General features: G+C 52.2%; 21 protein-coding genes. 20 read left to right on the top strand and 1 reads right to left on the bottom strand.

What is annotated here, in order from left to right; translation table 11 throughout:
* Positions 1-3 precede the first annotated feature (3 nt).
* The 13 genes from CWE23_RS01150 (at position 4) to CWE23_RS01090 (ending at position 12,599) form a co-directional block, all read left to right on the top strand.
* Positions 4-957 (top strand): MucB/RseB C-terminal domain-containing protein, encoded by a 954-nt coding sequence (locus tag CWE23_RS01150; protein ID WP_126819170.1) that lies wholly within the window; start codon positions 4-6, stop codon positions 955-957.
* Between the two features lie 5 nt (positions 958-962).
* A complete protein-coding gene (locus tag CWE23_RS01145) occupies positions 963-1,418 on the top strand; it encodes a SoxR reducing system RseC family protein (protein WP_126819169.1) in 456 nt (151 codons plus the stop codon).
* Positions 1,419-1,528: 110 nt separating this feature from the next.
* Positions 1,529-3,340: a translation elongation factor 4 gene (lepA, locus tag CWE23_RS01140; protein WP_105306186.1), complete on the top strand. Its 1,812-nt coding sequence runs from the start codon at positions 1,529-1,531 to the stop codon at positions 3,338-3,340.
* 56 nt (positions 3,341-3,396) lie between these two features.
* Positions 3,397-4,254 (top strand): signal peptidase I, encoded by an 858-nt coding sequence (gene lepB, locus CWE23_RS01135; RefSeq protein WP_105306187.1) that lies wholly within the window; start codon positions 3,397-3,399, stop codon positions 4,252-4,254.
* A complete protein-coding gene (gene rnc / locus CWE23_RS01130; RefSeq protein WP_105306188.1) occupies positions 4,251-4,940 on the top strand; it encodes a ribonuclease III in 690 nt (229 codons plus the stop codon). The genes lepB and rnc overlap by 4 nt, the downstream gene beginning before the upstream one ends.
* A complete protein-coding gene (gene era, locus CWE23_RS01125; RefSeq protein ID WP_105306189.1) occupies positions 4,937-5,884 on the top strand; it encodes a GTPase Era in 948 nt (315 codons plus the stop codon). The genes rnc and era overlap by 4 nt, the downstream gene beginning before the upstream one ends.
* A gap of 2 nt (positions 5,885-5,886) precedes the next feature.
* The gene (gene recO, locus CWE23_RS01120; protein WP_126819168.1) at positions 5,887-6,585 is read left to right on the top strand and encodes a DNA repair protein RecO; all 699 of its coding nucleotides are present in this window, start codon (positions 5,887-5,889) and stop codon (positions 6,583-6,585) included.
* A gap of 9 nt (positions 6,586-6,594) precedes the next feature.
* Complete coding sequence (gene pdxJ / locus CWE23_RS01115) at positions 6,595-7,323, top strand: pyridoxine 5'-phosphate synthase (RefSeq protein ID WP_126819167.1); 729 nt, start codon at positions 6,595-6,597, stop codon at positions 7,321-7,323.
* Positions 7,323-7,709, top strand: coding sequence for a holo-ACP synthase (gene acpS, locus CWE23_RS01110; RefSeq protein WP_105306192.1), 387 nt, complete (start codon positions 7,323-7,325; stop codon positions 7,707-7,709). Before pdxJ ends, acpS begins: the two co-directional genes overlap by 1 nt.
* Positions 7,710-7,715: 6 nt before the next feature.
* Positions 7,716-9,047 (top strand): 23S rRNA (uracil(1939)-C(5))-methyltransferase RlmD, encoded by a 1,332-nt coding sequence (gene rlmD, locus CWE23_RS01105; protein ID WP_126819166.1) that lies wholly within the window; start codon positions 7,716-7,718, stop codon positions 9,045-9,047.
* A gap of 3 nt (positions 9,048-9,050) precedes the next feature.
* Positions 9,051-11,234, top strand: coding sequence for a GTP diphosphokinase (gene relA, locus CWE23_RS01100; RefSeq protein WP_105306194.1), 2,184 nt, complete (start codon positions 9,051-9,053; stop codon positions 11,232-11,234).
* 5 nt (positions 11,235-11,239) lie between these two features.
* Positions 11,240-12,028: a nucleoside triphosphate pyrophosphohydrolase gene (gene mazG, locus CWE23_RS01095; RefSeq protein WP_105306195.1), complete on the top strand. Its 789-nt coding sequence runs from the start codon at positions 11,240-11,242 to the stop codon at positions 12,026-12,028.
* Positions 12,029-12,056: 28 nt separating this feature from the next.
* Positions 12,057-12,599 carry a hypothetical protein gene (locus CWE23_RS01090; protein ID WP_126819165.1) on the top strand — a complete coding sequence of 181 codons (543 nt, stop codon included), beginning with the start codon at positions 12,057-12,059 and terminating at the stop codon, positions 12,597-12,599.
* A gap of 17 nt (positions 12,600-12,616) precedes the next feature.
* On the opposite strand, the gene CWE23_RS01085 is transcribed toward CWE23_RS01090, so the two are convergent.
* On the bottom strand, positions 12,617-13,249 hold the full coding sequence (locus tag CWE23_RS01085; protein ID WP_105306197.1) for a cation diffusion facilitator family transporter: 633 nt from the start codon (positions 13,247-13,249) through the stop codon (positions 12,617-12,619).
* A gap of 177 nt (positions 13,250-13,426) precedes the next feature.
* On the opposite strand from CWE23_RS01085, the gene CWE23_RS01080 reads away from it, so the two are divergent.
* The 7 genes from CWE23_RS01080 to CWE23_RS01050 all read left to right on the top strand — a co-directional run bounded on the left by CWE23_RS01080 (position 13,427) and on the right by CWE23_RS01050 (position 21,670).
* Positions 13,427-14,881, top strand: coding sequence for a TrkH family potassium uptake protein (locus CWE23_RS01080; protein WP_241970504.1), 1,455 nt, complete (start codon positions 13,427-13,429; stop codon positions 14,879-14,881).
* Between the two features lies 1 nt (position 14,882).
* Positions 14,883-15,911 carry a sensor histidine kinase gene (locus CWE23_RS01075; RefSeq protein ID WP_126819164.1) on the top strand — a complete coding sequence of 343 codons (1,029 nt, stop codon included), beginning with the start codon at positions 14,883-14,885 and terminating at the stop codon, positions 15,909-15,911.
* Positions 15,912-15,913: 2 nt separating this feature from the next.
* On the top strand, positions 15,914-16,630 hold the full coding sequence (locus CWE23_RS01070) for a response regulator (protein WP_126819163.1): 717 nt from the start codon (positions 15,914-15,916) through the stop codon (positions 16,628-16,630).
* Between the two features lie 8 nt (positions 16,631-16,638).
* Positions 16,639-17,982: a TrkH family potassium uptake protein gene (locus CWE23_RS01065; protein ID WP_126819161.1), complete on the top strand. Its 1,344-nt coding sequence runs from the start codon at positions 16,639-16,641 to the stop codon at positions 17,980-17,982.
* 101 nt (positions 17,983-18,083) lie between these two features.
* Complete coding sequence (locus tag CWE23_RS01060; RefSeq protein WP_105306202.1) at positions 18,084-19,721, top strand: CTP synthase; 1,638 nt, start codon at positions 18,084-18,086, stop codon at positions 19,719-19,721.
* A 25-nt stretch (positions 19,722-19,746) separates the two neighbouring features.
* Complete coding sequence (gene eno / locus CWE23_RS01055; RefSeq protein WP_126819160.1) at positions 19,747-21,039, top strand: phosphopyruvate hydratase; 1,293 nt, start codon at positions 19,747-19,749, stop codon at positions 21,037-21,039.
* Positions 20,993-21,670, top strand: coding sequence for a hypothetical protein (locus CWE23_RS01050; RefSeq protein ID WP_105306204.1), 678 nt, complete (start codon positions 20,993-20,995; stop codon positions 21,668-21,670). Before eno ends, CWE23_RS01050 begins: the two co-directional genes overlap by 47 nt.
* Positions 21,671-21,673: the final 3 nt, after the last annotated feature.

Below are 21,673 nucleotides of genomic sequence, written 5' to 3'. Positions count from 1 at the left end.
TCTATGAAATGGGTTGTCAGTGCCTTGTTACTGGTATGTGCGTCAGTAGCGAATGCGGCTACGGTTCAGGAGTCGGCAACCGAGGATAACGGCGAACGTTGGTTTAATTTAATGGCGAAGGCGCTTAACGAATTGAATTTCGAGGCGTCTTTTGTGTATGTGCAGGGCGATCGCATCGAACCCTATCAGTGGGTTCATGGTGTTGATAGTGACGGGCGTCAGTACGAATGGCTGATGCAAATGAACGGTCCTGGCTTCCGTGCGCTGCGTATTGATGACACCGTATCACATTTTCATCCGGCCTCGACCAGCTACTCAATCCGCTCCAATTCTATTTCGACGATGTTACCCACCGCCTTTAATCAGCCCTTTGCTGAGGTTGCTGACCATTATCGTGCAGTAGCCGTCGGCGGTGCCCGAGTCTTGGATCGCAAAGCTCAGCATATTCGGTTGGTGAGCAGGGACGATCAGCGCTACGGTTTTTCGTTATGGGTCGATCGCGAACACGGTTTACCCTTGAAAGTGCTGATGGTGAATCAGCACGGCGAGGTGATGGAGCAACTGCAACTGACCAATTTGTCACTGCGTTCTGTATCAAGCGATACCATCGAAGAATTAAGTCGGGTTGAGCGGCCGCCGATGTTCGATGAATTGCAACCTCAGCAGCAACCAAAACTGCCACAGCAGCCGCGCTGGGCGCCGTCGGGTTTTCATTTGCTCAAAGCTCAGCATCACCGACTGGTGTTAGAAGGCACTCCGGTTGACCACTATCTGTTCTCTGATGGTTTGGCTGAATATTCGGTGTATTTGACCGAAGCCAACGCCGACTCAACCAATGGTATGAGCCTGACCGGACCGCACACCCTGCACAGCCAGTTAGTCGCCAATCTGCGCGTAACCGTGGTGGGACAAATTCCGTTGGATGTCGCCAAACAGGTGGCATCTAGCGTACAATAGCCGCTATGAAAGAAATTGCAGAAGTTGTTGCCGTCGACGGCCACCGCATTACGCTGTCGACGGAATTAAAATCCGCCTGCTCGGGCTGCGTGCAAAAAAGCACCTGCGGCGCAGGCATTCTTAGCCACATTTTCGCTGACAGAAACACGCAGTTTACGGTCGAAAGTGATGTTCCTGTCCGTGTTGGCGAGCAGGTTCAGCTTACCATGCACGAGGCCGATTTCACCCGCTATGCGTTATTATTGTACGGCCTGCCAATACTGGTGCTGCTGTTACTTGCCATGCTGCTCAGTGCGCTGGGTACGCTTCCCGAATGGACCGTTATTTTACTCGCCTTTAGTGGATTCGCAGCCAGCTTTCTGGCGTTAAAGCAGTGGTTTAAACGACGTGATGTGAAGGTTCAGCAGTTAATCCGTGTTACCCAGGCCGAAGCCTCTGCCAGTCATACTGTAAAAAGCTGAGTATCCGCTACGAAAGCGGACAAAAGCATTTGTGCTTTGCCGCAACATCGGTATGATCAACGCTATTTAGCAACGCTTGCACAGAATTTTAGTTTTTAGAGGTGTCATCAATGCCGGAAAGGGCGTTTAACCAGAAAAATATTCGAAATTTCTCCATCATCGCGCACATCGATCACGGTAAATCGACGTTGTCAGATCGTCTTATTCAGCATTGCGGCGGTTTAACCGACCGTGAAATGGCTGAGCAGGTGCTCGACTCGATGGATCTTGAGCGTGAACGTGGCATTACCATTAAGGCACAGAGCGTTACGCTGTATTACACCGCAAAGGATGGTGAAACCTATCAGTTAAACTTTATCGACACGCCCGGGCACGTTGACTTCTCCTATGAAGTTTCACGTTCGTTGGCCGGTTGTGAAGGGGCGTTACTGGTGGTTGATGCCGCGCAGGGGGTTGAAGCCCAAACCTTAGCCAACTGTTATACCGCCATCGATATGGATCTGGAAGTGGTTCCAGTGCTCAACAAAATCGATTTGCCGCAAGCTGATGCAATGGGCGTGGCACAGGAAATTGAAGACATCGTCGGTATCGAAGCCGTTGATGCGGTGCAGTGTTCGGCAAAAACCGGGCTGGGTATCGAAGACGTACTCGAACGCATCGTGCGGCAGATTCCGCCACCGCAGGGTGAAGTGGAATCTCCGCTGCAAGCCTTGATCATTGACTCTTGGTTCGATAACTACCAGGGCGTCGTCTCATTGGTGCGGGTTAAGAACGGTACCTTGCGCGCCGGCGATAAAATGACGGTAATGTCGACCGGCCAAACCCATCTGATTGATAAGGTTGGTTATTTCGACCCCAAACCGCATGAAACCGGCGTACTGCACACCGGCGAAGTCGGCTACGTGATTGCCGGCATCAAGGATATCCTCGGAGCGCCGGTTGGCGATACATTGACCAATACCAAAAACCCGGCAAAGGCACCGGTACCTGGTTTCAAAAAAGTGAAGCCACAGGTGTATGCCGGGATGTTCCCGATCAGTGCGGACGACTATGAGTCGTTTCGTGATGCGCTGGGTAAATTGTCGCTGAATGATGCGTCGCTGTTCTATGAACCGGAGAACTCCGCCGCACTGGGCTTCGGTTTCCGTTGTGGTTTCCTTGGCATGTTGCACATGGAGATCATCCAGGAACGCCTCGAACGTGAGTACGACATCGACTTGATCACCACTGCGCCAACCGTGGTGTACGAAGTAGAAACCAAAAAAGGCGAAATGGTTAAAGTTGATAACCCGGTGAATTTGCCGCCGGTTAATGACATCGAAACCATTTATGAGCCTGTGGTAGAGGCCAACATCCTGGTGCCACAGGAGTTTCTCGGTAACGTCATCACCTTATGTGTGGACAAGCGCGGTGTGCAAACGGCGATGAACTATCACGGAAAACAGGTGTCGGTTACCTATGAACTGCCGATGGCTGAAGTGGTGATGGACTTTTTCGATCGTTTGAAATCAACCAGCCGTGGCTATGCGTCGCTGGATTATCAGTTCAAGAAATTCCAGCCGGCGGACATGGTGCGGGTTGATATTCTCATCAACGGCGATCGGGTCGACGCGTTGGCTATGATCACCCACCGCGAACACGCCGAAAGTCGTGGCCGTATGTTGGTCGATAAAATGAAAGAGCTGATCCCACGGCAAATGTTTGATATCGCCATTCAGGCAACCATTGGCAATCACGTCATTGCGCGCTCGACGGTGAAGCAGTTACGTAAAAACGTGACAGCGAAATGTTACGGCGGTGACGTCAGCCGTAAGAAAAAACTGTTGCAGAAACAGAAAGAAGGTAAAAAACGAATGAAGAACCTGGGCAATGTGGAAGTCCCTCAGGAAGCCTTCTTAGCGGTTCTAAAAGTAGGCAAGTAAAGGCCATTGGCAACGCATAAACGGATTGGATAAATCACCAAAAACAGGATTGGGCAATGGCCAATTATTTTTCAATTTTACTGACGGTGGTCACCCTGGTGGCCGGACTTTTGTGGCTGTTTGATGCGCTGGTATTAAAACCGAAACGCCAGCAAGGCGAACCACAAAACTCGATCACCGAGTTTGGTCAATCGGTATTTCCGGTACTGGCCGGGGTATTGGTACTGCGTTCGTTCTTGTACGAGCCGTTTCAAATCCCGTCCGGGTCAATGATGCCCACCTTACTGAAAGGCGACTTTATTCTGGTCGAAAAGTTTGCCTATGGCGTTAAAGACCCGGTATTTCGCAGTGAACTGATTGAAACCGGCAAGCCGGAGCGTGGCGATATTGCGGTGTTCAAGTACCCGTTAGAACCTAATGTCGACTACATCAAACGGATTGTCGGTCTGCCCGGTGATCGTATTGTTTATCGTGATAAGCAGTTGTTTATTCAGCCACAGTGTGACGAGGGCGCAGAATGCCCGCCCGTGCGCATCAGCCGTGAACCGGTCGAGGCGGATGAAACCTATTTCTCGGGTGGCGGTTCGCTGGACATGTACCAGGAACGCCTGGGGGATGTCAGTCATCGCATTTTAGTGGACCCGCGAGTCAGACCCCGGGTTCCGTTATACTATAAGCAGCCGGGTACAAGCGCCGGTGAATTTGTGGTACCTGAAGGGCACTATTTTGCCATGGGTGATAACCGCGATAATTCTCAGGACAGTCGCTACTGGGGCTTTGTGCCGGAAGAGTACCTCGTCGGCCGGGCCTTTTTTGTCTGGATGAGCTTCGAGATGAATCGAGGTCCTGACAGCGTATTGCCATCTTGGGTGCCGACCGGCGTTCGATTTGAACGATTAGGGAGTATAGAGTGAGTTTACCCAAACCACCGCTCGCACAACTCGAACAAGTAATTGGTTATGAATTCCGTCAACGCGAACTGCTCAAGCAGGCGTTGACGCATCGCAGTGCCCACGCTCATCACAACGAGCGACTGGAGTTTTTGGGCGATTCGATTTTAGGTGTAGTGATCGCTGAGGCATTGTATCAGCGCTTTCCAAACGTTGCCGAAGGTGACTTAAGCCGTATGCGTGCGGCCATCGTTTGTGGTCGTTCGCTGGCAAAGCTGGGGCGTAAAAAGCAAGTGGGTGACTATTTGTGGCTGGGCCAGGGCGAATTGAAAAGTGGCGGTTATCGCCGTGAGTCGATCCTTGCCGATGCCATGGAAGCCATTATTGGGGCGGTGTATCTCGATAGTGACATGGCAACCGTCAAAACGATGGTATTGGCCTGGTTCAGTGAGCAATTGGAGACCATCAAACCGGGCGCCAATCAAAAAGATCCCAAAACCCGTTTGCAGGAATGGTTACAGGCTCGTCAGCGACCGTTGCCGGAGTATGATGTGGTGGCCACCAAAGGTCAGGCACACAACCAGCAGTTTACCGTTACCTGTCAGGTCGAAGGTATCAAAGATCCGTTACTGGGCACCGGTACCAGCCGCCGTAAAGCAGAGCAGGCCGCTGCGACCGCAGCGTTAGAACAATTGCAGGAGTCATCATGAATCTTGACGACATGATCAAACAGTCTTTAGGCGATGATGGCTTGATAGACGAAAACAAACACAGCGGCTTTGTCGCTATCGTCGGCCGCCCCAATGTCGGTAAATCGACCTTATTAAATTATCTGTTGGGGCAAAAGGTCAGTATTACCTCAAATAAGCCCCAGACCACCCGTCACCGCATTCTTGGCGTCGATACCGAGGGCGATTGTCAGGCGGTTTATGTCGACACGCCGGGTATGCACGTCGAGGAAAAACGGGCAATTAACCGGGTGATGAATCAGACCGCGGCAGCGGCGATAAACGACGTCGATTTGATTTTATTTGTGGTGGAAAACACCAAATGGACCGCCGACGATAAAATGGTGCTGGAAAAACTTGCCCGCACCGAGCGGCCGGTGGTGCTGTTGGTCAACAAAGTCGACCAGATAAAAGATAAAAGCACATTATTGCCGCACCTGCAGTGGTTAAGCGAGCAGCGCGAATTTAAAGACATCCTGCCCATTTCGGCGAAGAACGGCGATAACATCGATGCTTTACGCAGCGTGGTGAAAGCGCATTTACAACCGGGCTTCCATTTTTACCCGCAGGATTATGTTACCGATCGCTCGGTTCGGTTTATGACCGCAGAAATCATCCGTGAAAAACTGATGCGTTTCACCGGTGAAGAACTGCCCTATGAAACTACCGTCGAAATTGAACAATTCGGCCAATCCGAACGTGGCACGACGCACATTCACGCATTAATTTTGGTGGAGCGGGCGGCACAAAAACGCATGGTGATTGGTGAAGGTGGCAGCAAGTTAAAAACCATCGGCACCGAAGCTCGCCGTGATCTGGAAAAGCTGCTCAGCAGTAAAGTTAACCTCAAGCTTTGGGTGAAAGTAAAATCCGGTTGGTCTGACGACGAACGAGCGCTTAAAAGCCTGGGTTATCGCGAGGACTGATCATGCCGCAAGCGGCATTCGTCCTGCACCGGCGTGATTATCAGGAAACCAGTTTACTGGTTGATCTACTGACCCTGAACGACGGCCGGGTGCGGGTCATTGCCAAGGGCGCCAAACGCCATAAAAATCCCTGGCGAGCGGTATTGCAGGCGTTCCTGCCGCTGCAGGTTGAATACAGTGGTCGACAGGATCTAAAAACACTGAGTTTAGCGGAAGCTACGGCAACGCCCTTGCCGCTCAGCGGACACTACCTGTACAGCGGGTTTTATCTGAACGAATTGGTGCAACGGGTGCTGCCGCAGTACGCGGAAGTGACCGAGTTGTTTTATGCTTACCAACGGGCATTATCACAGCTGGCACAACAACAATCGATGGAAGACACCCTGCGCTGGTTTGAATGGCAACTGCTGCAACAACTCGGCTGCGCGTTTGACTGGCAGACGGATGCCCAAAGCGGTGTTGCGTTGGCCACCCAGACGGAGTGTTTTTTCGACCCGGAGCAGGGCTTCGTTCATGTCGCACCGCATCCGCGAGCGGTTGCGCTACCGTCGGCGCAGGTCCAGACACTGGCTTGCCTCAACGATGACGCAGTCAGCTTAGATCCAGCACAACGCAAACTCTGTAAATGGATTATGCGTGAAGCGTTAGCTCCGCATTTGGGGAGTAAACCATTACGCTCACGCGAGCTGTTTAAACGATAGGAGTTATCGATGAGAAATTTACGCCTTGGCGTTAATATTGACCACATCGCAACCCTGCGCAACGCGCGCGGGGTTCGCTATCCTGACCCGGTGCATGCCGCCGCCATTGCGGAACAGGCGGGTGCGGACGGTATTACCATTCATCTGCGCGAAGATCGCCGTCATATTGTCGATCGTGACGTGCGTATGCTGAAACAAACCCTGAACGTGCCGATGAACCTGGAAATGGCGATCACCGACGAAATGCTCGCCATCGCCGAAGAAATCCAACCAACCTATTGCTGCCTGGTACCCGAAAAGCGCGCCGAATTGACCACCGAAGGCGGACTGGATGTGGCGGGGCAATTGCCTGCCGTGACAGCTGCGGTAACGCGTTTGCAAGCGGCGGGTATTGCCGTGTCGCTGTTTATTGATGCGAATCGGGAGCAGATTGATGCTGCCAAAGCGTCAGGTGCGCCGCTGATCGAATTGCACACCGGCCAGTACGCCGAAGCCGAGAGTCTTGCGCAGCAGGCGGCTGAATTGGAAAAAATTCGCGCAGGTGCCCGTTATGCCGCGGAGCAGGGGCTACAAGTTAATGCCGGCCACGGCCTGCACTATCATAACACCCTGGAAATCGCGCAAATCAGCGAAATCGAAGAGCTGAATATTGGCCATGCCATTATTGCGCGGGCGGTGCTGGTCGGTTTAGAAACGGCGGTACGCGATATGAAACAGATCATGAATAAGGCTCGTTAATGGCGATCTACGGAATCGGCACTGACATTGTTGAGGTGGCGAGAATTCAACGTTCTCTCAGCCGCGGTCAGCAATTAGCGCGGCGGATACTGACCGCGGTTGAATTGGATGAGATGCAGGGCGATGCCAGCCCGGATCATTTTTTAGCCAAGCGCTTTGCCGCCAAAGAGGCTTGTGCCAAGGCTTTTGGCTTAGGTATCGCCGAAGGATTGTCGTTTCAGCATATGGAAGTGGGTCACGATCAATGGGGCAAGCCGATATGGCAATTTAGCGGCCGCGCTGCAGAACTGTTAGCAGAGCGCGGTATTTCGGCGAGCCATTTGTCGATCAGTGATGAGAAACACTACGTTGTCGCCACCACGATTTTAGAAACGAACGAAAGATAACAGCCCATGGCGCAGTTTTTTAAGCCGAAGAAGCACACCAAAACCGTCACCAAAGTGTTAACTGCAACCGTTGCCGCGCTGGATCATCAAGCCCGCGCCGTGGTTCGTGGGCAAACGCGGCAGCAGCAGACCCGTTTTATTAGCGGGGCACTGCCCGACGAAGTCATTCAGTTCAAAACCGACGGCAAAAACGGTGGCCTTCTGCAACGCGTTATGAACGCCAGCCCCGAGCGCCGTCCGCCGCCTTGCCAGTATTATCAGCAGTGCGGTGGTTGTGATTTTCAGCATGCGGATGAAGCTTACCAACTGCGCCATAAGCAAACCGTGGTTACGCAGTTGTTCAATAAATTTGGCGTTAGCGCCGACCCATTACCCTGGCAGCCTGCGTTACTGAGCGAACCCAACCGTTACCGCCGGCGGGTGAGGCTGGCAACCCGTTGGCTGGGCAAAGAACAACGGCTGATAGTAGGTTTTCGTGCCGCGCAAAGTCATCAGATTGTGCCCATCGCTGATTGCCTGGTGGCTGATCAGGTGTTGTTGCAGGTCGTCAATACGCTTTACCCGCTGCTTAATGTTGCCGCGGTGGCATCCCAACTCGGACATATCGAAGTCATTAATGTGAATAAACCGCTGGTATTACTGCGTTTGACCGGCCGCCTTGAGGACACCGTGATTGCCCAACTGCGTGACTGGCAGACGACGCATAAGGTCGATGTGTGGTTGCAAAATGACACCGAAACCTGGTCACTGAATCCGGCAGCAACCGCTTTCGATACCAGCATCGATGGCGATAAATTGTATTTTCAGCCGGGCGACTTTTTGCAGGTCAACGGCAGCGTTAATCAGCGCATGGTCGAGCAGGCGATGAATTGGCTGCAACCGACGAAAACACAACGGGTGATCGACTTTTTCGCCGGTATCGGCAACTTCAGTTTGCCATTGGCGCGGCGCTGCAAAGCGGTTGTCACCGTTGAGGGGGTTGCACGAATGGCACAACAAACCCATGAAAACGCCCAGCTCAATGGGCTCGACAACGTGACCGCATTAACCGCCGATCTGAATCAGATCACCGTTGCTGAACTGGGGGAAGCCGCCGACTTATGGTGTCTGGACCCGGCTCGACCGGGCGCCGAGGGGGTGGTCAGGCTACTGCAAAAGCTGGCTCCGCAGCAACGTCCGCAAAAAATTCTCTATGTGTCCTGCGCGGCCGATACGCTGGCGCGGGATGTTGCGGCAATTGAGCAGGCTGGCTACCGGCTGACGCGGATCGGCACAGTTGACATGTTCCCGCAAACCCATCACATTGAAACCATGGTTTGTCTTGAGCGAGTGGCGTAAGTTATGGTCCATGTACGCAGTACCCACGTGGATGATCCCAAATACAAAGACAGTGCACAGCACTGGTTGAACGCGGTCAGTGATCCGGCTCCGCTGGAGCGCACCCTGGCGGAACTGCAGCAACAGTTTCCAGAGGATGCAGCGGCGTTACTGAAAGGGCAGGAGATGGTCGAAATTCTGGCGCCGCTAAAACTCGATGCCGAATCGTTATTGGCCGCCCTGTACATGCCACTGTTGGACGCCGGCAAGCTCGATTTGGACAAGCTCAGCAGCAAACAATCAAAAACCCTGATTGTGTTGCTGCGTAACGTTCAACAAATGCAAAGTATCAGCGACTTACAGCACTTTCAGCACGGCCAGCCCGACGGCGGCCAAATTGATAATGTCCGGCGTATGCTACTGTCGATGGTGGAAGACGTGCGGGCGGTATTGATCAAGCTTGCTGAACGCATTTGTTACCTGCGCGAAGTAAAAAATGCGGACGAAGAAACCCGGGTTCTGGCGGCTAAAGAGTGTGCTGAAATTTATGCCCCTCTGGCCAACCGACTGGGTATTGGCCAGTTAAAATGGGAGTTGGAGGACATTTCGTTCCGCTACCTGCACCCCAACACCTACAAAACCATTGCCAAACGTTTGCACGAACGGCGCAGCGACCGTGAACAGTACATCGAAAACTTCGTCGCTGAATTGCAGCAGGCGCTCGCCGAGCAGGGGATTGAAGCCGATGTGTATGGTCGCCCCAAACACATTTATTCGATTTGGCGCAAAATGCAGAAAAAACACCTGCAGTTTGATCAGCTGTTTGATATCCGGGCCGTGCGTATTCTCACTCACAATTTGAAAGACTGCTACGCAGCGCTCGGCGTCGTGCATTCGCGCTGGCGTCATATTGCCTCTGAATTTGATGATTACGTTGCCACGCCTAAACCTAACGGCTATCAGTCCATTCATACGGTGGTCATAGGTCCTGAGCATAAAAACGTCGAGATCCAGATCCGCTCGCACGATATGCACGACGATGCGGAACTCGGGGTTGCTGCGCACTGGATGTATAAAGAAGGCGCGGCAGCCGGCAAACGTCATGGTTTTGAAGACAAAATTGCGTGGCTACGCAAATTGCTCGCCTGGCACGAAGACATGGCCGGCAGTGAATCCCTGGTGGACGAGATCCGCTCGCAGGTTTTTGAGGATCGGGTATACGTATTCACGCCCAAAGGTGAAGTTGTTGACTTGCCGATGGGATCAACGCCGTTAGATTTTGCCTACTACGTGCACAGCCAAATTGGCCACAAGTGCGTGGGCGCAAAAATCGACGGGCGCATCGTACCCTTCACGTACCAGTTACAAAATGGTGATCGTGTCGAAATCCTCACGCAGAAAACCGCTAAACCGCGGCGTGACTGGCTCAATCCCCAATTGGGCTATTTACATTCGTCACGGGCGCGAGCGAAAGTGCACACGTACTTTAAAAAACTGGATCGCGAGAAGAACATTCCGGCCGGAAAAGAACTGCTGGAAAATGAGTTACAAAAGCATCAACTGAGTCTGGCCAAAGTCAGTAAAAACCTCGATCTGGAGCGCTTTAACGTCACCACCATGGACGACTTACTGGCGGCCATCGGAGCCGGCGATATTCGCTTGCAGCAAGTGGTCAATCAGGTTAGACCGCAGCCCAGTGAGGATGACAAGCTGGAGCAGCTGAAAAAACGCAGCAAGGTCAATAAGCGCAAATTAGGCGGTACCTCCGAGGTGGTGATTGAAGGTATCGGCAACCTGATGATGCAATTTGCCAAATGTTGTGAGCCTCTGCCCGGCGAACCCATTATGGGCTTTATCACGCAGGGGCGCGGTGTGTCAGTACATCGTCGCGATTGTGAGCAATTGGCGCATTTACTGACCCAGCATCCCGAACGCGGTATCGATGTTAACTGGTCGCGTCAGACCAAGCAGGATTATCGTGCCGGTTTGCGCATTTCAGCGCTTGACCGCAACGGCCTGCTGCACGACATCACCAGTGTGCTGGCGAATGAAAAAGCCGCTGTGTTGCAGATGGACAGCGATGCCGACGGCAGCTCGCAAACGGCCACCATCGTGTTACAACTGGCGGTAAAAGATAACGAGAGTCTGCAGCGCATCAGTCAGCGGCTGCGACAGATAAATGGTGTTGAACAAGTACAACGGGTATAAGCCGTATGAGTGAATTTACCGGTACCGCGGCGCTGACGGAAGTTATGCGCCGCCTACGCGACCCTGAAGGCGGTTGCCCATGGGATTTAAAGCAAAGTTTTGAGTCGTTATTGCCCTATACCATTGAGGAAACTTACGAGGTGGTGGATGCGATACAGTCCGGTGATATGGCGGCGATTAAAGACGAATTGGGTGATCTGCTGTTTCAGGTGGTGTTTTATGCGCAGTTAGCGCAGGAGCAGGGCGATTTTAGTTTCGATGATATTGCCGCTCACACGGCGGATAAATTGATCCGACGCCATCCGCATGTGTTTGGCAACGACAACGAGCGCAATTTGTCCGACGCAGCAATAAAGGCACAGTGGGAACACATCAAGCAGCAGGAACGAACTGAGAAAAACAGCCGCGCCTCGGTGTTTGATGACATCCCCAGTCAACTGCCGAGCATTTTAAAGGCGGCCAAATTACAGAAGCGAGCCGCTTCTGTTGGCTTTGACTGGCAGGATGCAGAGCCCGTCTACGCGAAAGTCGAGGAAGAGATTGCCGAAGTCAAAGACGCCACCGAGCCCGAGCACATCGAAGAAGAAATAGGTGACTTGTTGTTCGCGGTGGTGAATTTGGCTCGTCATAAGCAAGTCAATCCGGAGGCCGCCCTGCAACGCGCCAATGAAAAGTTTAAACGTCGTTTTCAAGCGATCGAACAGCGGTTGAGTGAGCAAGGAAAACACCCACAGGACTGCAACCTTGAGCAGTTGGAAGGTTATTGGCAAGCGGTAAAAACAACACAGGGTTAAGTGTTAAAACATGTGTAGAATCTTATTCGTGCTGTTATCTGTTTTTCTAGTCGGATGCGCCAGTATCCCGCTGGGAACTCTGCTGGAGTTTCGCTCATTTGATGAGCAAGACTTTATCGATATTAATCCTTCCGTTATCAGAGCGAAAATTCATCTCGAACAGCCTGTTCGTATTGATCCCAGCCAAACCCTAATGAAGTTGCGCCTGGAAACGTCGAAAGGTGTTATTAGTGAGCAGTTTTCGCTGCGTTTGTTAGCCGAGAACACCATTCCGGCTGAGCAGGGATTGTTTTTTGATACCGCCGCGAAATCGGAATATCTGTTGGCGCTGGATGATGACGCTCTGGCAAGTTTTAAACGGGTTCAGTCAGAAATTAACAATGAACAATCCGGCAAATTTCGGTTTGCGGTCAGCACCGATTTAGAGGGAGTTCCGCGCTCCGTTAACACCATTCAGTTTTCGATTTTTATCAAACTGAAAGAAGAGGGCAATTACATAACACTGGTTGACGAGGCGGAGCTTGAAATAATAACCAAGGACGGGGCGTCAGAAACCGTTGGCGACGGGTGAATAAGTAATCCCAGCTGCTACCCGCAGCAGCTGGAAATATCGGTCTTCTCGCCGGTTTTTACGGCTTTTGCATCACGAATGATGCGTAGCGCCGACTGCAATACCACCACCGCTATTAGGGTAGCGATCAACAGATCCGGCCAGGCTTTATCCAGTTGACTGACCAGCAACGCAGAGATGATCACACCGCTGTTCATGAGCATATCGTTACGCGAGCAAATCCAACTGGCGCGGATATTAATGTCACCGTTACGGTGGCTGTAAAGTAGCACGAAACAGGCGATATTAACCGCCAGTGCCAGTCCGGCAATGACCAACATGGTATCGGCCTGCGGTGTGCTGCCAAACAGCAGCCGCTGCGCCACATCGGCGAGCACCAGCAGCGCCAGCACTAATTGTAGCGAGCCATTGACGATGGCGGCGTTCGCTTTGTACGTAATGGCTTTACCCACGGCGTACAGGCTTATCGCATAAACCATGGTGTCCGCCAGCATATCCAATGAATCCGCAATCAGACCGCTGGATTCCGCCAGCCATCCGGCGATAAATTCCACAAAGAACATGACCCCATTGAGTACCAGTACGGTCCACAATAACCGCCTTTGCGCGTTATCCATTTTTGCCTGTGTGGTAGCACAACAACCTGACATAGCTCATCCATTTGGTGACACAACATGCGCTCGCCATTATGACATAGCGACGCGCGTTTGTAATTTTTACGCATTTTTTATGCCTTGGCACGATTCTTTAACAGCAATTTTACCCGCTTGTTATTTACCATAACTCGGTACCTGTCATTCGTCCGGACACGCTCAGCTAAGGGGGTTGTGTTGAACATCAATGCAACAGTAAGACTTTTGTTTTGGCCGGTGGTTTGGATAGCCAGTATTCAAATGGTGTTTGCGCTGTTGGCGCTGATCGTTTTTAAAGATAAAACCGTCACGCAGTTTGTCTATTCAGGGTTACTGTCGTTTGTACTGGCGGCGATCATCTATGTGCGTTACCACAAAGCCAAATTGACCAAGCTGTTTTACCGCGAAGCGCTGGCGTTTGCTTCCTTCACCTGGTTTGTGGTCGGGGTACTGGGTGCGTTCCCGATCCTGTTCATCACCGATGCCGGGTTTACTGATGCCGTGTTTGAGTCCATCAGCGCGATGACCACAACGGGTGCCACCATCCTTGTCGGGCTGGATAACATGCCCAAAAGCTTTTTGCTGTATCGCCAGTTTTTGCAGTGGATGGGAGGGCTCGGCATTGTCATTTTCGTGGTCGCCATTTTACCCATGCTGAATGTCGGCGGGATGCGGCTGCTGCGGGCAGAGACACCCGGGCCGATTAAAAACGATAAATTGGCACCGCGCGTGAGCAGCACCACTCGCTATCTGTGGTTGGTGTATGTGGTATTAACGCTGCTGTGTGCGGCGTGCTATTGGCTGGCAGGAATGAGCGGCTTTGATGCCTTGGCCCATTCTTTTACCACGGTATCCACCGGTGGCTTCTCACCCTACGATGGCAGCATGGGACATTTTGACAACCATTGGATTCTTGCCATTGCCGACGTTTTTATGCTGCTGGGCGCGATAAGTTTTGCGCTACATTACAATAATTTCACCCGCCGGGCGCTTCGAGGCTACTGGCAGGACGAAGAAACCCGCTGGATGCTGATCAGTGTGGCGGCGATCTCGTTCATTTTGTTTTTGTTTGTGTTTAACCATGGCGTTCATGACTCGGTTAGCGAGAGCATCAGTCAGGCGCTGTTTCACGTCATTTCTTTTATGACCAGTACCGGTTACGGTGCCGATGATCTGTCGGCCTGGCCGGCGGCTACGGCGGGACTGTTGATCATGGCCAGTTACATGGGCGGTTGTGCTGGCTCGACCGCCGGCGGCAGCAAGTTCATTCGCAATATTCTGACGGTACGTATTTTACGTCAGCAGATGATGCAGGCCATCCATCCACAGGCTATTTTAACGGTGCGTTACCAGGGTAAAGTGGTTAAAAACGATGTGGTACTGGCGGTTATGGGATTTATGTTGCTGGTTGCAATCAGCTCACTGGTACTGACGGTATTACTGGCCATGACCGGGCTGGACTTTTACAGTGCATTTACCGCGGTGGTGGCCTGCATTAATGTGCTGGGCCCGGGCTTTGGCGAAGTGTCCAGTAATTTTATTCCGGTATCCGATACCGGTACCTGGATCTTGTCCTTTGCGATGATTCTTGGACGCCTGGAGTACTTTACCGTGCTAACCTTGCTGTTACCTAAGTTTTGGAGAGATTAACGTGATAAAGCGGGCCGAATGGTACCGAATCGTGCAGGCAGTGGCTGCCGTTCTGTTAACGGTTGCCGTTGTCTATGTCCTCGAACAGTGGCTGCTACCGCTGGCCGGCGTCGCCTTGCTGTTGCTTCTGGCGGTGGTGGTGGTGGCGTTTTTGACCAACTTCATCGGCGCGCTGATCGCCACCATTGTGTCGATAGTGGTGTTTAACTTTCTGTTCACCGAGCCTCGTTACTCGTTGCACATGACCGACGCCGATGAAATCGTCACGGCCCTGGTGTTTTTGGCGGTTGCCGTCATCATCAGTCACCTCACCACATCGTTCCGGGCGCAGCGAGAAAGCCTGCGACAATCGCAATTGCGCTCAAACATTCTGCTGAGCGTATCGCATGATTTGCGCACGCCGTTGGCCAGCATCATGGGTAATCTTAGTACCTTACAGTCCTATGGCGGCAAGTTAAGCGCCGATGACCGTAATGAATTGTTGCAGGCCGCCCTCGATGAAAGCGATCGGCTGCATCGTTATATTGAAAATCTGTTGCAGGCAACGCGGATACAATACGGTGCCGCCGATATGAATTTTTTTGATTACGACGTACGCGCATTGCTGGCGAAAGTTGTGCAACGTTTCGCGCAGCAGCAACGTATTCGTCTGACACTGAGCGATGAGGAACTGATGGTGGCGATGCAATCGTCACTGCTTGAACAGGCGTTTTACAATATTATCGATAATGCGCTCAAATTCTCCCGCCCGCAGGGCATGGTAGAGATTTCCACGGCAATGGTCGGCGATACCGTGCAGATTGACGTGCTGGATGATGGTCCCGGTGTCAGTCCGGCCCACCGCCGGCAAATTTTTGATGTGTTTTACTCCTCACGACAAGGGGATTCCGGGGCCGGAGGAACAGGCTTAGGTTTGCCGGTCAGCAAAGGCATTGTCGAGTTGCATGGCGGCAGTATTAGGTTACTGGACACTGACTCAGGCTGTCATATCCGGGTGAGGTTGCCACTGGTTGAAGAGGTCAATAACTGATTATGGCGAACACACACCATCGTATTCTCGTGGTTGATGATGAACCGCAAATTCGGCGCTTTATGAAAGTGTCGATTACGGCGGAGGGCTATGAGTACCTTGAAGCAACGACGGCAAAAGAGGCGCTGGAGCAAACGGCTCGTTATAATCCCAGTGTCATTGTACTGGATTTGGGATTGCCCGACGCCGACGGCTATCAGGTACTGCAGCAAATCCGAAGCTGGAGTAAGGTGCCGGTGCTGGTTTTAACCGCGCGGGATCAGGAAGCCGAAAAAGTGCGCTTGCTAAAGGCCGGTGCCAACGATTACTTAACCAAACCCTTTGGTGTTAATGAATTGATGGCGCGGTTGTTTGTTTTGTTGCGTGATAGCTGGTACTTTCAAAGCACGACAGAGGATGCCATCTTAGCGTTTCAGGGGCTGTCGATTGATCGTCAGAATCACCGCGTGAGCCTCGACGGCGAGAGCATTTCGTTATCGCGTAAGGAGTTTATGTTGCTGAATTACCTTGCCAGTCACGCCAATAAGCTGGTGACTCAGGAGCAATTGCTGCGTGAAATTTGGGGAGCGTCACATCAGGATGATACCCATTATTTGCGCATTTTTATCAGCCAATTACGGAAAAAACTCAAAGACAGCATCAGCGACCCCCGGTTTATTGAAACTGAACCGGGGGTTGGTTATCGCTTTATAGGACAACCCATTGCCGCGCAAGGATAAGCCGCTTCATGAAATTTAAACGCCCGCTGGTGGCCCGCTCACGAAATCTGGAACTGAGCCCGCCACTGATCCTGGCACTGAGTTTTCTGGTACTGATCGTGCTGGGTGCCGGCTTGCTGCTGTTACCGTTTGCCACCCATCAAAGCATTGGCGTAAGTGATGCGTTGTTTACCGCGACATCGGCGGTGACGGTGACCGGACTGACGGTGGTCGATACCGGTGCGGATTTTACGTTGTTTGGTCAGTTTGTGATTGCGGTGCTGATCCAGTTTGGTGGGCTTGGACTGATGACCTTTGCGGTAGTCACCTTAATTGCGATTGGCGGCAAAATCGGCGTGTTCCAGCAGCAGGTGGCCGCCACCGCGTTTAATCAGACCAAACTCTCAACCGTCACCTCGACCGCCAAGTCGGTGGTGATTTTTGCCTTTATCGTCGAAAGCCTGGGTATGTTACTGCTGCTGTTTCGCTGGTATGGCGAAATGCCGTTCGGTGACGCGCTATTCCACAGCTTCTTTTATTCCATTTCCGCGTTTAATAATGCCGGCTTTGCGCTGTCTGCCGACAGTCTGATGCCATTTGTCGGCGATCCGGCCATTAACCTGATCATCACCACGTTGTTTATTGTTGGGGGTCTTGGGTTCGTTGTGTGGATCGATTTGTACCGACAGCGTCGCTGGCAAAAACTCAATTTATACAGTCGCATGATGATCATGAGTACCGTGGTGATTAATGTGGTGGTGATGCTGTTGATTCTGGCGCTGGAGTGGAATAACCCGGCCACCCTGGGTGGCCTGGCCGAACAGGATCGCTTGTGGGCCGCCTGGTTTCAGGCAACAACACCACGCACCGCCGGTTTCAATACGCTGGATGTGAGCGGTTATAACGATGCCACCACCATTTTGACGATTTTGTTGATGTTTATCGGCGGCGGCTCGCTCAGTACGTCATCGGGGATTAAGCTGATGACCTTTGTGGTGTTGATTTTATCCACCTATGCTTTTATCCGTCAGCGTAAAGAAATTCGGTTGGTCAATCGCAGTATTCCGGAGCATACCGTGCGCAAAGCGTTTGCGTTAACGGTGATGTCGGTGTCCTTGATTTGGATAAGCTTCTTCTTGTTAGCGGCAACGCAAAAGGTCAGCTTTATTGACGGGATTTTTGAGGTTGTTTCGGCCTTTGGCACGGTCGGGCTGTCCCGTGGCATAACGGCAGATCTTAATGTGTTTGGTCAGTTGCTGTTGATGTTTCTGATGTTTTTTGGACGCATCGGGCCATTAACGCTGGGTTATCTGCTGGCACGACCCAAACGTAATCGGGTGCGTGCACCGAGTACCGAAATACCGATTGGGTAACGGCAATTGTCGGTTTTCGATTGTCGTTTAAGTGCTCTTTCGGTATACTATTTTCCCGTCTTAAAGAAATCCCTACATTGACCTGACCAACTGGGTAACACATGGCGACAAACTATATTTTCGTAACCGGCGGAGTGGTATCCTCGCTGGGTAAAGGCATTGCTGCAGCCTCACTGGCAGCCATTCTTGAAGCACGGGGCCTTAACGTAACCATCATGAAGCTGGATCCCTACATCAACGTAGATCCCGGCACCATGAGCCCAATTCAGCACGGTGAGGTGTTTGTTACCTCCGATGGTGCAGAAACCGACCTTGACCTGGGTCACTATGAGCGCTTTATCCGCACTCGCATGACCCAACACAATAACTTCACCGCCGGCCGTGTCTACGAAGACATCATTCGTCGCGAGCGTAAAGGCGAGTTTCTCGGTGCTACCATTCAGGTGATTCCGCACATTACCAACGAAATCAAGCGTCGCATTGTTGAGGGTGCTAAAGGTTTTGATGTTGCCATCATTGAAATTGGCGGTACGGTGGGCGATATCGAATCGCAACCGTTCCTAGAAGCGATTCGTCAGTTGGGCACAGAGGTCGGTCGCGACCATACCCTGTTCATGCATTTGACGCTGGTGCCATTCCTTGGTGCGGCCGGCGAAGTGAAAACCAAACCGACCCAACACTCGGTGAAGGAACTGCGTTCAATTGGTATTCAGCCGGATATTCTGATTTGTCGCTCGGATCGTTCGCTGCCGGCATCGGAGCGGTCGAAAATTGCGTTGTTTACCAACGTCGAAGAAAAAGCTGTTATTGGTCTGCGCGATGTCGACAGCATTTACAAAATTCCATCGATGCTGAAATCTCAGGGGCTGGACGAAATCGTCACCCATCGCTTCCGTCTGGACTGCCCGGAAGCGGATCTGAGTGAATGGGAACAAGTGTTGTACCAGGAATCCAATCCTAACGGTGAAGTGACCGTTGGTTTTGTCGGTAAATACGTGGAATTACCCGATGCCTATAAATCGGTCAACGAAGCCCTGGCACACGCCGGCTTAAAGAACCGTCTGACGGTGAATATTCGCTATATCGATGCACAGGATCTGGAAACCAAAGGTACCGGTAAACTGGCTGATGTCGACGCCATTTTAGTGCCCGGCGGTTTTGGCGATCGGGGTATCGAAGGTAAGTTGATCGCGGCGCAATACGCGCGCGAAAACAACATTCCTTATCTGGGCATTTGCCTGGGTATGCAAATCGCGATGATCGAGTACGCGCGCAATGTCGCGAAGCTGGAAGACGCCAACAGCACCGAGTTTGACGCTAACTGTAAGAGTCCGGTGGTCGGTTTAATCACCGAATGGATGGATGCGTCCGGTCAGAAAGAACTTCGTGACGAGCATTCTGACCTTGGCGGCACCATGCGTCTGGGGGCGCAGGAATGTCACCTTGAACCAGGCTCTAAAGCGCTGGCCATGTATGGCTCAGAAACCATTGAAGAGCGTCACCGTCACCGTTACGAAGTGAACAATCATTTTATTGAGCCGCTGGAGCAAGCCGGACTGAAAATCACCGGTTACTCGCACGACAAAAAGCTGGTCGAGATCATCGAAAACCCGAACCATCGCTGGTTCGTTGCGGTGCAGTTCCATCCGGAATTTACCTCAACGCCGCGTGACGGTCACCCTTTGTTCAAGGGCTTTATCGAGGCTGCGGGTCAGTACAATAAAGAACGTTTAGGTTAATCGACTTTAAGGACAGGACAGAATAATGAGCAAGATTACGCGTATTGTTGCCCGTGAAATCATGGACTCCCGGGGTAACCCAACCGTTGAAGCAGACGTTTATCTGGAATCCGGCCATATGGGTCGGGCAGCGGCACCCAGTGGTGCCTCAACCGGCTCACGCGAAGCGTTAGAGCTGCGTGACGGCGACCAATCACGTTACCTGGGTAAGGGCGTTGAGAAAGCCGTCAATAACATTAATGGTGCCATTGCTGAAGCACTGAACGGCAAAGATGCCGATAACCAACAGGCGATTGACGACATTATGTTGCGCCTGGACGGTACCGAAAACAAAGAAAAACTGGGTGCCAACGCGATTCTGGCGGTATCACTGGCGGTGGCGAAAGCGGCTGCAGCAAGCCAGGGGATTGCCCTGTATGAGCACATCGCTAACCTGAATAACACGGCCGGTCAATACAGCATGCCGTTGCCGATGATGAATATCCTCAACGGCGGTGAACACGCCGACAACAACGTTGATATTCAGGAGTTTATGATTCAACCGGTCGGTGCTGAAAGCTTCAAAGAAGGACTGCGCATTGGTGCTGAAGTCTTCCATGCCCTGAAAAAAGTGTTGCAGCAACGCGGCTTAAGCACCGCTGTTGGTGATGAAGGTGGCTTTGCACCGAACCTGGCATCGAACGAAGAAGCGCTACAGGTTATCGTCGAAGCGGTTGAAAAAGCCGGTTACCAAATGGGTAAAGACATTACCCTGGCGCTTGACTGTGCCGCATCGGAATTCTACAAAGACGGTCAGTATGTGTTAGCGGGCGAGGGCAAGTCCTTTGACGCGGCCGGTTTTGCCGACTACCTGGCTGAGTTGTGTGATCGTTACCCGATCATTTCGATCGAAGACGGCCTTGATGAAAGCGACTGGGACGGCTGGAAAGTACTGACCGAGAGGCTGGGCGATAAAGTTCAGTTGGTCGGTGATGACCTGTTCGTTACCAACACGCGTATCCTCAAAGAGGGCATCGATAAGTCGATTGCAAATTCCATTTTGATTAAGTTTAATCAGATTGGTAGTCTGTCGGAGACCTTGGCAGCGATCAAAATGGCACGTGACGCCGGTTACACAGCGGTTATCTCGCACCGCTCAGGTGAAACCGAAGATGCGACCATTGCTGATTTAGCGGTGGGTACTGCGGCCGGACAAATTAAAACCGGCTCGTTGTGCCGCTCCGATCGCGTGGCCAAGTACAATCAATTGCTACGTATCGAGGGCGAGTTGAATGGCAAAGCGCCTTACCGCGGACGACAGGAAGTCAACGCTGGGTAACCAACAGGCTGATATTTTTCAGCCTATTGCACAGCACGGCGATTTCGCCGAGCTGTGCTCTGCTTTGTATGAACGTGAGCTGAATCAGCTGGCTCACGCAGAAGATATTTCGGTTGCCGCGTTGCAGCGGCGACTGGCCAGCCTGCCTTTCTACATTCAACGAGCGGCGCATGGATGTCTGCGTGCGGCCTCGGAATCACCGTTAAGTCTGGATGTACAAAACGCCAGTTGGCAGGGGCCACAGGCGAGCCAATGCCCACAATCCAGCGGTACCGCAAAAGCACAGCACCAGTGGTTCGAAAAACACGCCTCATTGGGGTTGGTGGTACCGGTGCGCTACCAGACGCCAGAGCTGAAAACGATATTCCTCGACAGCATCGACCGTGTTGATCATACCTACAATCGACTGCACCTTAATTACCGCGGTTGGTTTACCTTTAGTGGTGAGGGTGAAACGGGCACCGAGCAGTTGCTCAAGCCCAATAAGCGCATTATGACCGCTGCCTGCTGTGGCCATCAATGGAATCATCGAGGCCGCATCAACCCGCGCACGTTGACGCTGCGCGAGTTATTGTTGGTGGCGACCCTCGACTGGAAAAAGTTTCAGGCCGCACTTTCGATAGCAAGGTAATCC

It is taken from the genome of Idiomarina aquatica, assembly GCF_003987185.1.
GTDB classification, from domain to species: domain Bacteria; phylum Pseudomonadota; class Gammaproteobacteria; order Enterobacterales; family Alteromonadaceae; genus Idiomarina; species Idiomarina aquatica.
Note: the sequence above shows the minus strand (reverse complement) of the source record. Positions and strands in the feature narration are given on the sequence as shown.

Coding starts and splice junctions, on each gene's coding strand:
- CWE23_RS01150 (WP_126819170.1), top strand. CDS start 4: ATGAAATGGGTTGTCAGTGCCTTGTTACTGGTATGTGCGTCAGTAGCG.
- CWE23_RS01145 (WP_126819169.1), top strand. CDS start 963: ATGAAAGAAATTGCAGAAGTTGTTGCCGTCGACGGCCACCGCATTACG.
- lepA (WP_105306186.1), top strand. CDS start 1,529: ATGCCGGAAAGGGCGTTTAACCAGAAAAATATTCGAAATTTCTCCATC.
- lepB (WP_105306187.1), top strand. CDS start 3,397: ATGGCCAATTATTTTTCAATTTTACTGACGGTGGTCACCCTGGTGGCC.
- era (WP_105306189.1), top strand. CDS start 4,937: ATGAATCTTGACGACATGATCAAACAGTCTTTAGGCGATGATGGCTTG.
- recO (WP_126819168.1), top strand. CDS start 5,887: ATGCCGCAAGCGGCATTCGTCCTGCACCGGCGTGATTATCAGGAAACC.
- pdxJ (WP_126819167.1), top strand. CDS start 6,595: ATGAGAAATTTACGCCTTGGCGTTAATATTGACCACATCGCAACCCTG.
- acpS (WP_105306192.1), top strand. CDS start 7,323: ATGGCGATCTACGGAATCGGCACTGACATTGTTGAGGTGGCGAGAATT.
- rlmD (WP_126819166.1), top strand. CDS start 7,716: ATGGCGCAGTTTTTTAAGCCGAAGAAGCACACCAAAACCGTCACCAAA.
- relA (WP_105306194.1), top strand. CDS start 9,051: ATGGTCCATGTACGCAGTACCCACGTGGATGATCCCAAATACAAAGAC.
- mazG (WP_105306195.1), top strand. CDS start 11,240: ATGAGTGAATTTACCGGTACCGCGGCGCTGACGGAAGTTATGCGCCGC.
- CWE23_RS01085 (WP_105306197.1), bottom strand. CDS start 13,249: ATGTCAGGTTGTTGTGCTACCACACAGGCAAAAATGGATAACGCGCAA.
- CWE23_RS01070 (WP_126819163.1), top strand. CDS start 15,914: ATGGCGAACACACACCATCGTATTCTCGTGGTTGATGATGAACCGCAA.
- CWE23_RS01065 (WP_126819161.1), top strand. CDS start 16,639: ATGAAATTTAAACGCCCGCTGGTGGCCCGCTCACGAAATCTGGAACTG.
- CWE23_RS01060 (WP_105306202.1), top strand. CDS start 18,084: ATGGCGACAAACTATATTTTCGTAACCGGCGGAGTGGTATCCTCGCTG.
- eno (WP_126819160.1), top strand. CDS start 19,747: ATGAGCAAGATTACGCGTATTGTTGCCCGTGAAATCATGGACTCCCGG.
- CWE23_RS01050 (WP_105306204.1), top strand. CDS start 20,993: ATGGCAAAGCGCCTTACCGCGGACGACAGGAAGTCAACGCTGGGTAAC.